The organism is [Zimmermannella] alba NBRC 15616 (assembly GCF_001570905.1).
Lineage (GTDB): Bacteria > Actinomycetota > Actinomycetes > Actinomycetales > Microbacteriaceae > Pseudoclavibacter > Pseudoclavibacter albus.
On the sequence record NZ_BCSO01000003.1, the window covers coordinates 20,149 to 34,010 of the forward strand.

The 13,862-nt window shown below is 68.4% G+C and carries 13 protein-coding genes; 4 read left to right on the forward strand and 9 right to left on the reverse strand.

The features are described 5' to 3' along the window. Nucleotides 1-38: 38 nt before the first annotated feature. From hemC to hemE, 8 genes are all read right to left on the reverse strand, one after another. On the reverse strand, nucleotides 39-1,019 hold the full coding sequence (gene hemC / locus ZAL01S_RS03710; protein ID WP_066079955.1) for a hydroxymethylbilane synthase: 981 nt from the start codon (nucleotides 1,017-1,019) through the stop codon (nucleotides 39-41). Beyond that, nucleotides 1,019-2,320, reverse strand: coding sequence for a ferrochelatase (locus tag ZAL01S_RS03715; protein ID WP_066079958.1), 1,302 nt, complete (start codon nucleotides 2,318-2,320; stop codon nucleotides 1,019-1,021). The genes hemC and ZAL01S_RS03715 overlap by 1 nt, the downstream gene beginning before the upstream one ends. After that, a complete protein-coding gene (gene hemQ / locus ZAL01S_RS03720; protein WP_066079961.1) occupies nucleotides 2,320-3,069 on the reverse strand; it encodes a hydrogen peroxide-dependent heme synthase in 750 nt (249 codons plus the stop codon). Before hemQ ends, ZAL01S_RS03715 begins: the two co-directional genes overlap by 1 nt. A 185-nt stretch (nucleotides 3,070-3,254) precedes the next feature. Further along, entirely contained in the window at nucleotides 3,255-3,611 is a 357-nt protein-coding gene (locus tag ZAL01S_RS03725; protein WP_066079964.1) for a DUF3618 domain-containing protein, read from the reverse strand. After that, nucleotides 3,604-4,083: a phage holin family protein gene (locus ZAL01S_RS03730; protein ID WP_083523038.1), complete on the reverse strand. Its 480-nt coding sequence runs from the start codon at nucleotides 4,081-4,083 to the stop codon at nucleotides 3,604-3,606. Before ZAL01S_RS03730 ends, ZAL01S_RS03725 begins: the two co-directional genes overlap by 8 nt. Before the next feature lie 41 nt (nucleotides 4,084-4,124). Further along, nucleotides 4,125-4,409 (reverse strand): hypothetical protein, encoded by a 285-nt coding sequence (locus ZAL01S_RS03735; RefSeq protein ID WP_066079967.1) that lies wholly within the window; start codon nucleotides 4,407-4,409, stop codon nucleotides 4,125-4,127. A 194-nt stretch (nucleotides 4,410-4,603) separates the two neighbouring features. After that, nucleotides 4,604-5,998, reverse strand: coding sequence for a protoporphyrinogen/coproporphyrinogen oxidase (locus tag ZAL01S_RS03740; RefSeq protein WP_066079970.1), 1,395 nt, complete (start codon nucleotides 5,996-5,998; stop codon nucleotides 4,604-4,606). Beyond that, nucleotides 5,995-7,209, reverse strand: coding sequence for a uroporphyrinogen decarboxylase (hemE, locus tag ZAL01S_RS03745; RefSeq protein WP_083523039.1), 1,215 nt, complete (start codon nucleotides 7,207-7,209; stop codon nucleotides 5,995-5,997). The genes ZAL01S_RS03740 and hemE overlap by 4 nt, the downstream gene beginning before the upstream one ends. 114 nt (nucleotides 7,210-7,323) lie before the next feature. Here hemE and ZAL01S_RS03750 point away from each other — a divergent pair, with 114 nt between their 5' ends. After that, on the forward strand, nucleotides 7,324-8,628 hold the full coding sequence (locus ZAL01S_RS03750; RefSeq protein ID WP_066079973.1) for a glutamyl-tRNA reductase: 1,305 nt from the start codon (nucleotides 7,324-7,326) through the stop codon (nucleotides 8,626-8,628). 105 nt (nucleotides 8,629-8,733) lie between these two features. Here the strand turns inward: ZAL01S_RS03750 and ZAL01S_RS03755 are convergent, their stop codons facing one another. Then, a complete protein-coding gene (locus ZAL01S_RS03755) occupies nucleotides 8,734-10,695 on the reverse strand; it encodes a M13 family metallopeptidase (protein ID WP_066079976.1) in 1,962 nt (653 codons plus the stop codon). A gap of 154 nt (nucleotides 10,696-10,849) precedes the next feature. On the opposite strand from ZAL01S_RS03755, the gene ZAL01S_RS03760 reads away from it, so the two are divergent. The 3 genes from ZAL01S_RS03760 to ZAL01S_RS03770 all read left to right on the forward strand — a co-directional run bounded on the left by ZAL01S_RS03760 (nucleotide 10,850) and on the right by ZAL01S_RS03770 (nucleotide 13,854). Next, the gene (locus tag ZAL01S_RS03760; RefSeq protein WP_066079979.1) at nucleotides 10,850-12,196 is read left to right on the forward strand and encodes an MATE family efflux transporter; all 1,347 of its coding nucleotides are present in this window, start codon (nucleotides 10,850-10,852) and stop codon (nucleotides 12,194-12,196) included. A gap of 52 nt (nucleotides 12,197-12,248) precedes the next feature. Then, the gene (gene nucS / locus ZAL01S_RS03765) at nucleotides 12,249-12,944 is read left to right on the forward strand and encodes an endonuclease NucS (RefSeq protein WP_066079982.1); all 696 of its coding nucleotides are present in this window, start codon (nucleotides 12,249-12,251) and stop codon (nucleotides 12,942-12,944) included. Nucleotides 12,945-13,074: 130 nt separating this feature from the next. Next, a complete protein-coding gene (locus ZAL01S_RS03770) occupies nucleotides 13,075-13,854 on the forward strand; it encodes an HAD hydrolase-like protein (protein WP_083523040.1) in 780 nt (259 codons plus the stop codon). Nucleotides 13,855-13,862 lie beyond the last annotated feature (8 nt).

Genomic DNA, 13,862 nt, shown 5'->3' on the forward strand with positions numbered 1-13,862 from the left:
TTCAGTGATCGTGTGTGGACGGCACGCACAGCACGCCGCTACAGCAGGGTACCCGCGCCCTCCGACAACAGCTCGCGAGCAAGCTCCGCGCCGAGCGCTTCGGCCTCGGCGAAGGCAGCTTCATCAGCGCTCAGTTCGCGGCTTCCGCGGGCGTCAATCCGGCGGGTACCGTCGAGCGAGAACACGCTCGCGACGCACTCGATCGTGGTGCCGTTCACGTGGCAGTTCACGCCGAGCGGCGCCGAGCAGCCTGCGTCGAGCGTGCGCAGCACCTGACGTTCGCAGAGCACCTCGAGGCGCGAGTTGCGGTTGTCGATCATCGCGGCAATCGCGGTTTCACCGTCGCGGGTCTCGATGCCGAGGCATCCCTGACCGGGCGCGGTTGGGAAGCGGTCGAGGTCGAGGCGCTCGGTGATCGCATCCGTGCGGCCAAGACGCTCCAGGCCCGCGCAGGCGAGGATGACGGCATCCAGTTCGCCCGAGGTGACGCGGCCAAGACGCGAGTCGACGTTGCCGCGAAGATCGTGAATGTCGAGGTCGGGACGGATGGCCTTGAGCTCGGCCACGCGGCGCGGCGAACCCGTGCCGACCTTCGCGCCGGCCGGCAGCTCCATGAGCCCGAGGCCGTTCGCGCCGCCCGCGGAGCAGAGCGCATCGCGGCGGTCTTCACGTTCCGGGAACGCGGCAAGCTCCATGCCGGGTGCCTTCGCGGTCGGGAGGTCCTTGAGCGAGTGGACGACAAGCTCGCACTCACCGGCAAGGAGCGCCTCGCGCAGCTCCGTCGCGAACACGCCCTGGCCGCCGAGGCTCGAGAGCGAGGCTCGGCTCACATCGCCGTGCGTCGTGACGCGAACGATCTCGAAGGGACGTCCTGCTGCGGCCGCGATCTGCTCAGCAGCCCACGTGGTCTGCGTGACCGCAAGCTGCGAACCGCGCGTGCCGATGCGGATGGGACCGGATGCGGGCGCGGCGGCCGATTCCTCAGCCGCCGCGCGCGTCTCGTTGGAGAACTCAGTCATTACGGGGCGAGCCCTGCCGTTGCGGGTTTGAAGCCGAGTCGCTGGTTCTCGCAGCATCCCGGACGGCAAATGTCGTACCAGGGGCCAAGCTCAGTGAGGGCCAGACGCTCGGCACGCGGGGTGCCGTCGCGGCGCTCGAGGATGAGGTCGACGAGACCCTTCACGTACTCGGCGTGCACGCCCGGGGTCGGGGTGCGGCGGAACGCGAGCTGCTGCTCCTCGGCGGTCTCCTTCGCCTCGTTGTCGAGGTCCCAGAGCACCTCCATGTGGTCGGAGACGAAGCCGACCGGGACAACTACGACCGCCTTCTTGCCCTTCGCAGGGAGCTCTTCGATGACGTCGTTGATGTCCGGCTCAAGCCACGGCTGGCTCGGCGGACCCGAACGCGACTGGTAGACGAGCTGCCAGGAGAGCGACTCCGGCACGCGCGAGTGCTCTTCGGCCTTGAGTGCGATGCTCGCTTCGCCCTTGAGCTCCTCGAGCACGGCCTCAACCACGACGCCAGCAACCGCGAGGTGCTGGGCCGCGTAGGCGCCGCCCTCACCAAAGCCGCGCTCAGCCGGGCCCGACTTTGCGGCGTCGCTCGTCGGCACCGAGTGGGTCGTGAAGAGCACCTCAACCTCGTTCGCGAGGTCAAGCTCCGGATGCTCTGCGGCCAGGCTCAGGAGGTCATCCCGGAGCCCGTCGATGAACGGGGTCACGAAGCCCGGGTGGTCAAAGAACTGACGCACCTTGTCGATCTGCATCTCGCCCTGCAGGTCCGTCGCCTCGAGCGCATCCGCGAAGTCCTCGCGGTACTGGCGGCAGCTCGAGTAGCTCGAGTAGGCGCTCGTCGCGATCGCGATGAGCTTCGTGCAGCCAGCTTCCTTCGCCTCGAGGAGGGCATCCGGCGTGTAGGGCACCCAGTTGCGGTTGCCCCAGAACACCGGGAGGTCGATGCCGCGACGCTTGAGCTCTACCTCAAGTGCAGCCTTGAGTTCGCGGTTCTGCTCGTTGATCGGGCTCACGCCGCCGTGGTGGCGGTAGTGGACAGCAACCTCTTCGAGACGCTCGTCGGGGATGCCGCGGCCGCGCGTGACGTTGCGCAGGAACGGGATGACGTCATCCTGCCCCTCCGGACCACCGAATGATGCAAGCAGGATGCCGTCGTAGGCAACCGGCGTCTCCACCGTCTCTGGGCCCGACTGCGCGGGCTCCGAGGCTGCTGAGACGACCGCGCCCGGCGCGAGCGGCGCCGAGGTCGCAGCCGGCGGCTTCGTGCCCGGCGTCCAACCCGTCGAAGGAAGCTGCTCGATCGCCATTACTGCAGGACCTCGGGGATCTCGGCCGTCTCGATGCGGCGACCCGGGTAGAACGGGGTCTCTTCGCGCACGTGGAGGCGAGCCTCGGTCTGGCGCAGGTCGCGCATCATGTCGACGAGGTTCATGAGGTCGTTGTCCTCAAGGGCGAGGAGCCACTCGTAGTCCGAGATGCCGAAGGCTGCGACCGTGTTCGCGAGGGTCGTACGGAAGGCGGCACCGCGGCGGCCGTGATCGGCGAGCATCTCGCGGCGCTCGTCCTCGGGGAGGAGGTACCAGTCGTAGGAGCGCACGAAGGGGTAGACCGTGACCCACTGCTGCGGCTCCTTGCCGAGCATGTAGGCCGGCATGTGGCGCGGGTTGAACTCGGCGGCGCGGTGCACACCGACGCACTGCCAGCTCGGAATGAGGTAGCGGAACAGCTGCGTACGGCGGATCTGGCGAAGACCCCACTGGAGGTCCTGCGGCTCCGGGCCGTGCAGCCACACCATGAGCTCGCCGTCGTGGCGGAAGCCTGAGACGTCGTAGAAGCCGCGGAGGGTGATCGACTCGGGGTCGAACCCGGCGACAACGGCGTCGAGCTCCTCGATCGCGCGCGTAATGTCGTGGCGCGCGAGTTCGAGCTCGTTCGCGGGGTCGCGACGGAAGACCGAGAACATCGTGTACTGCGTGAGCGGCGCGTCGGCGTTGGCCTGCTGCTGCTCGGCGGGACGGGGCTGGGGGGCCGCGCTGGCGGTCGAGTCGGCGTTCATACCTGCCAGTCTATGCCGCCCCTTCGGGTTCGGGGCGGTAGCTGACTTGCACGCTCTGGGGGAATGGATGCGTGGGGAGCATCCATGCCCCCAGAGCGTGCAATGTGGACAGCATCAGCACGGACAACGCGGGGCCAGGCGATTGCCTGACCCCGCGAAACGCTCCTCGGTGAGGAGCCGAAACGCTAGTTGCGACGCGACAGCAGCGCTGCAGCGACGATGCCGCCCACGAGCGTGAGCACGGCACCGGCAGCTGCACCGGCCACGAGCACCGGGTTCTCGTCCCAGATGCCAAGCGCCTTCTGCTTGCCGCGGTGAACGAACTCCTGGCCGCGCGCTGGCACGTCGAGCTTGTACTCGAGTGCATCCAGGGTGCGGGCGAGCTCGTCGCGGCGGGCACGGATGTCGCGACGAAGCTCGTCGTCGCTGCGCGTGTCCTTCTGCTTCGCGGGCTGCTCGGGCTTCTTCGGCGCCGGCACCGCGGGTGCGGGCGAACGGTGGCCGTGCTCGGTGATCGGCTCGACGTGGTCCGTGTTACTCATACTGACCAGTTCCCTTCAGTGCGTTGAGGTCCTGCTGAACGCTGGCAACGGTGCGCTCAGGGGCGGGCTTGCCAGCCTTCTTCAGCGACGAGATTCCCACGAGGGCAAGGATGATCGTGAGCAGCAGGAAGATGCCGGCCACGATGAGCGCCGATGCCCACGGTTCGAAGATGAGGTTAAATGCGAGCACTGCCGCGGTCACGAGCACTGCCCACAGGGTGAGCGCGAAGAACGCGGCGACCGCAAGGAGTGCAGCGCCGACGCCCATCTTCTTGCCCTTGCCGACAAGTTCGCGCTTGGCACTCTCGACCTCGTCCTTGGCGAGGGCGATGAACAGGCGCGGGGTGTCCGCGAGGAGCTGCCCGATCGACTGCTGCTTCTTCGTGTTGTCGAACACGGAGTCAGCGCCGGGGGCGGGGTTGGGGAACGAGCCGCGATAAGGCTGCTGCGGCTGCTCGGACTGATGCGACATCTGGGGAATCCTCTTCTCGACGTTGGGAACGGTGGGCTGAATTACTCAGCCGGGTTGCCAACCGTTCCGCTCGGAGCCTCAGCACCCTTCGAGGTCTTCTTCTTCACGAGGCTCTGGACCTGCTTGACGCCCTCAACCGTGAGCGTGCCGAGCTTCGGGGCAAGGCGGCGAACCTCTTCGCCAGCCTCGTCAACGCGGGCCTGAACGGGTTCGCTCTGCCAGAGCTTCTTGGCCTGAGCTGCAATCTGCTCGTAGCGAGCGCGACCAGCACGGGTACCGAGGACGTAGCCGACCGCTGCACCGAGTACAAAGCTGAGCTTCTTCATGGGATGTGTCCTCCTGAACATGTGGTGGCCGCGGTGTGCGGCCGACATCAACTTTTCCAGCGGCATCCTGATTGATCCTTGAAAAGACGGGCATTCGCAGCGGATTCGCGGAGGAAACGGCGCGTGGTGTCCGAATTGTTATCGAATCTGGCGACGCGACGCGGAGCCATCATCCGGACGCCTCCGGAACCCCGCTATCGCCCGAGATGACGCAGCGCAGCGCGTTCTGCACCGGGGACGACATTGGCGAGCCCCGTGCCGTCGATCCAGGTGCCCGCGAGCGCGAGTCCCGGCTGATCTTCAGCCCAGACGCGAAGTCCGGCAACTTCCTGAGACCTTCCGAGGCGCGCCCCAGGAGCGGGCATGTGCCAGGTCTGTCGGGTCATCGCGCACACGGATTCGGGCTGGACCTCGATGCCAAAGAGGAGCGCGAGGTCGGTGAGGGCACGCGTGCGGAGGGCGTCGTTGTCGAGGCCTGCCGTGAGCGGCATCCCTTCGCCTTCGCGCGGCGGATACGAGAAGCGGACGATGTGCTCGCCCTCTTCGAGCGCCTCGGCGATCCACGGCCACTTGGCGCTCGCGTGCGTGGCAGCCTTCGCGGCGACCTCGCCCGCCGGTTCGCCGACGAGGATGCCGGTGCCGCACGGTGCCACGTCGAGTTCGGGGGCACGGAGGCGCAGCGCCACCGTCTCAGCAACAGGGCCTGCGGTGAGGGCCTCGACATCCGTACCGGGCGCGATGGCGCCGTCCACGGGGACGGTGGCGATGACGTTGCGGGCCTCGAAGGATCCGCCGCTCATGAGCTCCACCCGCCAGGTGTCGTCCTGCGGCACGATGCGACGCACCGGGTCACCGAAGCGGATTTCGCCACCGCGAGCGCGAATGGCTTCAGCGAGCCGCTCCGGGATGCGGTGCATACCGCCCGCGATACCGCGCACGGCCGCGCCGGGGGCGCCACCGCGGCGCATCGCACGAATCGCGCCCTGCAGGGATCCCTCCCCCTGCAGTCGGCATTCGAGGCCGGGCACGAGCACGCGGTGGTCGAGCTCGCGCGCGTCGAGCGAGTAGACGCCGCGGCACACGGGTGTCACGAGGCGGTCGACAACGATCTGCCCCATGCGCGCGGCGACGAAGTCGGCGAGGTGTTCGGCGTTCATGCCGGCTTCGGGGCCGAGTTCGAGGTCGGCGGCAGCGCGCTGGGCAGCCTCCTCGCCGAGGATCGCGCGGGCGTCGTCGTCGAGCGGGTCGGCGGGGATGCCGAGCATGCCGCCCTTCGGGAGCGGGTACGCAGTGCCGTCCGAGTAGCCCCAGGAGCCGTGCTGGTTCGGTTCGACGACGTCCGCGTCGAGTCCAAGTTCAGCAAGCAGCGGGTCGAGCGCCGCGCCGCGCGTGGCAAAGGCTTCGGCGCCGATGTCGATGCGGACGCCGCCGAGGGTTGCGGGGCGCAGCATCCCGCCGATCGTGCGGCCTGCCTCGAGCACGAGCACGCTCGCGTCGGCGCGGACGGCACGGTTCGCGGCGACAAGGCCCGCCATGCCGGCGCCGATGACGATGAGGTCGGGCATGGCGTCGTCGCTCGGAAGGATCATCGCTCGGTCTCCACCGTGGTGGCCGGGGCGTCGGCGGGCGAAGCGACCGGGCTTGCGGGGCTCGCAGCGGCAGGCGTCGCGGGGGCCGCGATGGTCGGCTGCTCGATCGAGTGGACGAGCTCGACGATGCGGGTGAGCACCTCCGGGTCGGCGTGCGGCGGGACGCCGTGGCCGAGGTTCACAATGTGCGCGGGTGCTGCGGCGCCGCGGCGGACGACCTCCCGCACGTGCGCCTCAATGACGTCCCACGGCGCACCGAGCACGGCCGGGTCGATATTGCCCTGGACTGGGGTGGCACCGCCGATGCGCTTGATGCCCTCGTCGAGCGGGAGGCGGTCGTCGATGCCCTGCACATCGGCGCCCGCGGCAAGCATCGAAGGAAGCAGCTCGGCCGTGCCGACACCGAAGTGGATGGCGCGGATGCGCTCACCACCGGGGGTGCGAATGGAGCGCGCGTGCTGCAGTGCGCGGGAGCTCGAGGGGGCCACCGACTGCTCGTAGCGTTCACGGCTCAGGGATCCTGCCCACGAGTCGAAGAGCTGGATGACGCTTGCACCAGCGCGGATCTGCGCCTCGAGGAACGCTGCGGAGAGGTCGCCGACGGCATCCGCGAGCTCGAGCCACGCCTCCGGGTCGCTCACCATCGCGGTGCGCGTGCGCAGGTGATCCTTCGAGGGGCCGCCCTCGACGATGTACGCGGCGACCGTGAAGGGTGCGCCGGCGAAGCCGATGAGCGGCGTGTTGCCGAGCTCAGCAACCGTGAGGCGGACGGCTTCTTCGACCGGCGCGAAGAGTTCGGGGTCGTCGAGGCGGGCGCGGATGCGGGCGGCACAAGCGCGGGCTTCGTCGGCGGTGCCGGCGGGGTGCTCGAAGACCGGGCCCTTACCGGGAACGATGTCGACGGCCTCACCGATGAGCTTGAGCGGAACCACGATGTCGCTGAAGAAGACAGCGCCGTCGACCTTGTGGCGGCGCACCGGCTGGAGCGTGATTTCGGCGGCGAGCTCGGAGCGCAGGCAGGCGTCGAGCATCGGGATGCCCTCGCGCACCTTGCGGTATTCGGGAAGCGAGCGGCCGGCTTGGCGCATGAACCAGATGGGGAGCGTCTCGGCGCGTTCCCCGCGGGAGGCGCGGACGAGCGAGGAGCCTTCGGTGCGTCCGTCAACGAGGGGATGCTCGTCGGAGAGCGGGACCGGGTGGGGCGAAATCATCTGAGTCACTCCCCTATTGTCATCCACTCGAGATGATTTGGTCGCGGTGGTGGCGAGACGCTCGACCACCGCTCCGCGAGCGCGTCTGATGAACCGGGGGTAAACTCGATCCCCATGTTGCTCTGTCTCAGCGCGAGCCATCGCAGCGCGTCCTTCGCGATGCTTGAGCGGCTCAGCGCGAGCGACGCCCCTGCCGTCGCCGAACTCTGCACACGAATCCCGGAACTCCGGGGTGGCGTGTGCGTTTCGACGTGCAATCGATACGAGCTCTACCTCGACCTCAACCCGCTCGGCGACGAGTGGATGCTGCGCGCCCGCATCCTCACGAACCTCGCCGAAGTGCTCGACACGCCCGTGCAGATACTCACCGACAACCTCCGCATCCTCAGCGACGAGGACGTCCCGGAGTACCTCTTCTCGGTCACGAGCGGCCTCGAATCCGTCGCCGTCGGCGAGGGCGAAATCTCCGGCCAGGTGAGCCGCGCCCTCGAGCAGGCACAGGATTCGGGCACGACGACCGCCCGCCTTGAGCGCCTCTTCCAGCAGGCCGCGAACACCTCGAAGGGCGTGAAGTCGAACACCGGCATCGGGCAGCTCGGACGCTCGCTCGTGCGTCTCGCCTTCGACCTCGCGACCTCGCAGCTCGAGAGCTGGGAGTCGACGCGCGTCCTCCTCGTCGGCACCGGCGCCTACGCGGGCGCGACGCTCAAAGCGCTGCGCGACCGCGGCGTCACAAAGGTGTCCGTGTACTCGCCGTCGGGCCGCGCGGGACGCTTCGCTGAGCGCGAGGGCGTCGTCCCCGTCGAAGAGCACAGCTACCTGCCGACGCTCACGAACGCCGACCTCATCGTCACCTGCACGAACGCGGACGAGCTCGTCCTCACCCAGGACCAGCTGCAGCTCGCCCGCTCGGCACCCGGCACGGTGAAGAAACAGCTCATCATCGACCTCGGCATGCCGCGCAATGTCGACCCAAACGTGGCGGCCCTCGATGGCGTGGAGCTCCTCGACCTGGAGACCCTCCGCATCCACGCCCCGATCGAGGAGCTCGACTCGACAAACGAGGCGCGCTGCATTGTCGCCCGGGCAGCCGCGGAGTTTGCGGGTCAGCAGGCAGAGTCGGATCTTGCGCCCGCCCTCTCGGCGCTCCGCGAGCACATCCACGCGCTCGTGAACCAGGAGATTGAGCGAATCTCGAGCCGCGAGGATTCGGGTGTGGCCGCGCAGGCGCTTCGTCGCCTCGGGAACACGCTGCTCCACGACCCGATGGTGCGCGGCAAGCAGATGGCGCGCGAGGGTCGCCGTGATGAGTTTGAGGCCGCACTTCAGACGCTGTATGGCATCGAGGTGGCCAAGCCCGCGACACCGCGCATCGCACAGCTGCCCGGCGCGAGCGGTTGCCCCGTCGAGCACGCGTAGCGCTGCTCACCCCGGTGTCCGGTTTTCGCTATATAGCGGTCATCCTCTCCAGGAGAGGGGATAGCCGCTAGAGAACGAAAACCGGACATCCCAACCGCCTGCGAGCTACCAGATGCTCACGCGCTCCGCAGGGTCGAGCCAGAGACCGTCGCCCGGCTGCACGCCGAACGCCTCCGCAAAGGCATCCATGTTCTTCACGATCTGGTTGCAACGGAACTCCGCCGGCGAATGCGGATCCACCGCGACGAGCATCCGCTTGAACTCAAGCCGCTGCACCGAACGCCACGCCTGCGCCCACGCGAGGAAGAATCGCTCAACACCCGTGAGCCCGTCGATGACCGGCGCCGAGGCAACATCCCCACCGAGGCTCGCCACGTACGCCTTCCAGGCGATCCCGAGGCCACCCAGGTCGCCGATGTTCTCGCCAATCGTGAGCTCGCCGTTCACCTGCACGTCGAGGCCCTCCGGCGTGAGCGCCGAGTACTGGTCGATGAGGCTCTTCGTGCGCTCGGTGAACGCCTCGCGGTCGGCATCCGTCCACCAGTCGCGCAGGCGTCCGTCGCCGTCGTACTTCGAGCCCTGGTCGTCGAAGCCGTGGCCAATCTCGTGTCCAATGACCGCGCCGATCGCGCCGTAGTTTGCGGCGTCATCCGCCTGCTCATCAAAGAACGGCGGCTGCAGGATGGCGGCCGGAAACACGATCTCGTTCTCGCCCGGCGAGTAGTAGGCGTTCACTGTCTGCGGCGTCATCATCCACTCGTCACGGCGCATCGGGCCGCCGAGCTTCGCGAACTCGAAGTTAGCCTCGTGGATGGCAGCGCGGCGGGCGTTGCCGATGAGGTCGGTCGCCTTGATCTCGAGCGCCGAGTAGTCGCGCCAGCGGTCCGGGTGGCCGATCTTCGCGACGAACTTCTCGAGCTTCTCGAGCGCCGCCTTGCGGGTGTCCTCCGTCATCCACTCGAGCGTGGAAATCGAGCTGCGGTAGGCGCCGTAGAGATTCTCGACGAGCTCCTCCATGCGGGCCTTCGCGCTCGGCGGGAAGTGGCGGGCCACGTACTCCTTACCGATCGCTTCACCGAGCATCCCCTCGACGTGGCCGACGCCGCGCTTCCAGCGCACGCGCTGCTCGGGCGTGCCCTGCAGGGTCTTGCCGTAGAAGTCGAAGTTCGCGGCGCTGAGCTCTGGAGTGAGGAGCGCGGCGCTGCCGGCGACGATGTTCCACACGAGCCAGTCGCGCCACTGGTCCAGATGCTCCTCGGTGAGGAGGCTCGCGAGGTGGTCGGCGTAGCTCGGCTCGCGCAGCACGAGCTCATTGAACGCTCCCTCGGGGGCACCGAGCTGGTCGCGCCAGATGGTGAGGTCGATGCCGGGGAAGCGTGCGGCGAACTCATCCCACGTCATCGGGTTGTAGGTCTTGTCGGCCTCGCGGGCTTCGACGTTTGTCCAGTGACCCTTCGCGATCGCCGTCTCGAGCGTCATGACACGGGCGGCGCGCTCGTCCGGGTGCGGCACTTCGGCGAGCTTCAGCATCCGCTCGATGTGGGCCACGTACTGCTCGCGCAGTTCGGCGTGCTGCTCTTCGCGGTAGTAGCTCTCGTCGGGGAGGCCGAGGCCGGACTGCGTGAGGTAGAGGGCGTAGCGGTCGGGGTTGCCGAGGTCGGGGTAGACGTAGGCGCCGAGGAAGCCGCCGATGCCGACCCGCTCGAGCGTGCCGAGCACCTGCAGGAATTCGGGGATGGAGGAGATGACGAGCACCCGCATGAGGTCGCCCGCGATCGGGTCGAGGCCGAGCTCCTTGAGGCGGTCTTCGTCCATGAACGCGGCGTAGGCGTCGCCGAGCTTGCGCGTCTCGCTGCCTTCGGGCGCGGTCTGGGCTTCTTCGAGGATGGCGCGGACGGCGACCTGGGATGCTTCACGCAGCTCGATGAAGGAGCCGAAGGCGGGCAGGTCGTCCGGAATCTCGGTGCGCTCGATCCAGGCACCGTTGACGTGCCGGAAGAGGTCGTCCTGGGGGCGAATCTCCGCGTTGAGGTCGCTCGTGTTGATGCCAGAGGTGCGTTCAGCCATGCTTCGACCCTAATTGCAGCTGGCTGGGCCGGGCTTGAGCGGCGACGCATTCCGCAATTGGTCAGTGTTCGGGGGTTCGTGCCACAGATGTGCACGTGGGCCCGATTTCTGACCAATTGCGGAAGCAGCTTCGCGGCCTGGCATCCTGGAGTGGATGCCGAACACCTCCGACCGCGAGCGCAGCGACGCCCCAGACCCTCGCGCGATCGACCGCCGCATCCTCGCCCTCGCCGTCCCCGCGCTCGGTGCCCTCGTCGCAGAGCCTCTCTTCCTCCTCGCCGACACGGCGATGGTCGGCCACCTCGGCGCGGAAGCCCTCGCGGCGCTTGGTGTCGCCTCCACGATCCTGCAGACGCTCGTCGGCCTCTGCGTCTTCCTCGCCTACACGACGACCCCGCGCGTCGCCCGGCGCCTCGGCGCTGGCGATGCCCGTGGCGCGGTTCGAGCGGGTGTGGAGGGGATGTGGCTCGGGCTTGGCGTCGGCGTCCTCCTCGGCATCCTCACCGCCGTGACTTCCTCCCCCGCGCCGTTCCTGCTCACAAGCGACCCGGCGGTTGCATCTCTCGCGCGTGACTACCTCGCCGCCAGCGCGGTCGGACTCCCCGCGATGCTCCTCGTCATCGCGGCGGCGGGCCTCTTCCGCGGCCTCCAAGACACGAAGACGCCGCTCGTGGTCGCGGGCCTCGGCTTCCTCGCGAACGCGGCACTCAACGCTGTGTTCATCTACGGCTTCGGGCTCGGCGTCCTCGGTTCCGCGATCGGCACCGCTATTGCCCAGTGGGCGATGGCGTTCGTCTACGTCGTGATCGCGGTGCGTGCCGCCCGGCGCGAGGGCGCGAGCCTCACGCCCGGTGTTGGTGGCGTCCGTCGCGCGCTTGTCGACTCCTCGCTCATGCTGCTGCGCTCGGTGTCGCTGCGCGCGGTACTCGTGGCCGTCGTGCTCGTCGGCGGGCTCGCGGGCGTCGCGGAGCTCGCGGCCCTGCAGGTGCTCCTCACGACGTTCTCGTTGCTCGCCTTTGCGCTCGATGCCCTCGCAATCGCGGCGCAGTCGATGATCGGCCACGACCTCGGTGCGGGCGCCTTCGCGACGGTGCGCCTCACGACGAAGCGCGTGGTGCGCTGGTCGGTGCTCGCGGGCATCCTCTGCGGCGTCGTCGGACTCGCCCTCGCGAACTTTGCGGGCGGGATCTTCACGAGCGATGCGCGCGTGCTCGAGCTCCTCCCCCTCGGCTTCGTCGTGCTCGCCATCTCTGCCCCGATCGCGGGTTTCGTCTTTGCCCTCGATGGCGTCCTCATCGGCGCGGGCGACGTTCGCTACCTCGCGTTCTGGGGCACTATCCCGGCCCTCGTGACGCTCGCCGCACTCGCTGCCGTCGCCTCCGCGCACCTCGCCGGCGTCGCCGCGGTCACCTGGATCTGGCTCGGCTTTACCGTCGTGTTCCTCGGCGCACGCGGTGTCGTGCTCGGGCTTCGTGCCCGCTCGGACGTGTGGATGCAGTAACTCCCGGCCCGCCGCGCCTCCCCGCACCTCCTCCCCCGCTACCCTCGTCGTCATGCGTCTTGTGATTGCCCGCTGCAGCGTCGACTACGCCGGCCGCCTCACCGCCCACCTGCCCGAAGCGACGCGCCTCCTCATGCTCAAGGCCGACGGCTCGCTCCTCGTGCACTCGGACGGCGGCAGCTACAAGCCGCTCAACTGGATGAGCCCGCCCTGCTCCTTCCGCACCGAAGAGCCCGACGAGGAGCAGCGCTCGGCTGGTGTCGTGGAGCTCTGGCGTGTGACGCAGAAGAAGACGCAGGACCAGCTCATCGTCCGCATCTTCGAGATCATCCACGACTCGGAGCACGAGCTCGGTGTCGACCCGGGCCTCACGAAGGACGGTGTCGAAGCGCACCTGCAGAAGCTGCTCGCGGAGCAGATCGAGGTGCTCGGCGAAGGCCACCGCCTGGTTCGCCGCGAGTACATGACGGCGATCGGCCCGGTGGACTTGCTCGCGAAGGACCCCGACGGTGGCTCGATTGCGATCGAGGTGAAGCGCCGTGGCGAGATCGACGGTGTCGAGCAGCTCACCCGCTACCTCGACCTCATGAACCGCGACCCGCTGCTCGCCCCGGTGAAAGGCATCTTCGCGGCGCAGGAGATCAAGCCGCAGGCCCGCACGCTCGCGGAGGACCGCGGCATTCGCTGCGTCGTGCTCGACTACGACGAGATGCGCGGCGTGGATGTGGGACACACGCGCCTGTTCTAGCTCGACTCGCTTAGTGAGCCCGCCAACATTGCACCGTGAGCGTACTATCCCCTCGCATACGAGGGGATAGCTCACCAGGAGTGCATTCTTGACATCTTCCCCGTCACTTCCGGCCACTACCATGCGCGAAATGAGCACCTCGGACCAGGCCCTTGGCCCCGCCACGACCACCGCTGCTGCCGCCGACATCGCACCCCGCCAGCAGCCCGCCGCGAAGCTTGAGGCAACACCGCTCGAGTACGCCCACGGCAGCGGCATCGGCCCCTTCACCGCAGTGCTCTGGGACCTCGACGGCACGATCGCCGACTCGGCGCCCGGCATCACCACCGCGATCGCGAAGATGCTCGACACCTTCGGCCTGCCTGTGCCGAGCCACGACGAGCTGCTCAGCTACGTGGGCCCGCCGATCCTCGACTCGTTCCGCCGGAACGGCCTCGACGATGCGGTCGAGCTCGAGCATGCGATGGAGATGTACCGCGACTACTACCGCGAGGAGGGCGAGGGGCAGACGATCCTCTTCCCGGGGATGGCGGAGCTCATCCGCGCGGTGCACGCGGCGGGGATTCCGCAGTCGACCGCGACGAGCAAGCCGGAGCCCTCGGCCCGCCGCATCCTGGAGAGGTTCGGGCTGGATGTGGAGCTCGAGTTCATCACCGGCGCGACGGAGGACGAGTCGCGCAGCGCGAAGGCTGATGTTGTGGCGGAGGCGCTGCGTCGCCTGAGTGAGGCGGGCCACGATCTCAGCAATGTGCTCATGATCGGTGACCGTTTCTATGACGTGCAGGGTTCGGCCGTGCACGGGGTCCCGAGTTGCTACGTGACCTGGGGATACGGGGAGCTCGGCGAAGAGCGTGGCGCTTCGTACGTCGCGACCTCGTCCACGGAGCTGCGCCACATCCTCGGCCTCTAGCCTCGACC

Coding starts and splice junctions, on each gene's coding strand:
- hemC (WP_066079955.1), bottom strand. CDS start 1,019: ATGACTGAGTTCTCCAACGAGACGCGCGCGGCGGCTGAGGAATCGGCC.
- ZAL01S_RS03715 (WP_066079958.1), bottom strand. CDS start 2,320: ATGGCGATCGAGCAGCTTCCTTCGACGGGTTGGACGCCGGGCACGAAG.
- hemQ (WP_066079961.1), bottom strand. CDS start 3,069: ATGAACGCCGACTCGACCGCCAGCGCGGCCCCCCAGCCCCGTCCCGCC.
- ZAL01S_RS03725 (WP_066079964.1), bottom strand. CDS start 3,611: ATGAGTAACACGGACCACGTCGAGCCGATCACCGAGCACGGCCACCGT.
- ZAL01S_RS03730 (WP_083523038.1), bottom strand. CDS start 4,083: ATGTCGCATCAGTCCGAGCAGCCGCAGCAGCCTTATCGCGGCTCGTTC.
- ZAL01S_RS03735 (WP_066079967.1), bottom strand. CDS start 4,409: ATGAAGAAGCTCAGCTTTGTACTCGGTGCAGCGGTCGGCTACGTCCTC.
- ZAL01S_RS03740 (WP_066079970.1), bottom strand. CDS start 5,998: ATGATCCTTCCGAGCGACGACGCCATGCCCGACCTCATCGTCATCGGC.
- hemE (WP_083523039.1), bottom strand. CDS start 7,209: ATGATTTCGCCCCACCCGGTCCCGCTCTCCGACGAGCATCCCCTCGTT.
- ZAL01S_RS03750 (WP_066079973.1), top strand. CDS start 7,324: ATGTTGCTCTGTCTCAGCGCGAGCCATCGCAGCGCGTCCTTCGCGATG.
- ZAL01S_RS03755 (WP_066079976.1), bottom strand. CDS start 10,695: ATGGCTGAACGCACCTCTGGCATCAACACGAGCGACCTCAACGCGGAG.
- ZAL01S_RS03760 (WP_066079979.1), top strand. CDS start 10,850: ATGCCGAACACCTCCGACCGCGAGCGCAGCGACGCCCCAGACCCTCGC.
- nucS (WP_066079982.1), top strand. CDS start 12,249: ATGCGTCTTGTGATTGCCCGCTGCAGCGTCGACTACGCCGGCCGCCTC.
- ZAL01S_RS03770 (WP_083523040.1), top strand. CDS start 13,075: ATGAGCACCTCGGACCAGGCCCTTGGCCCCGCCACGACCACCGCTGCT.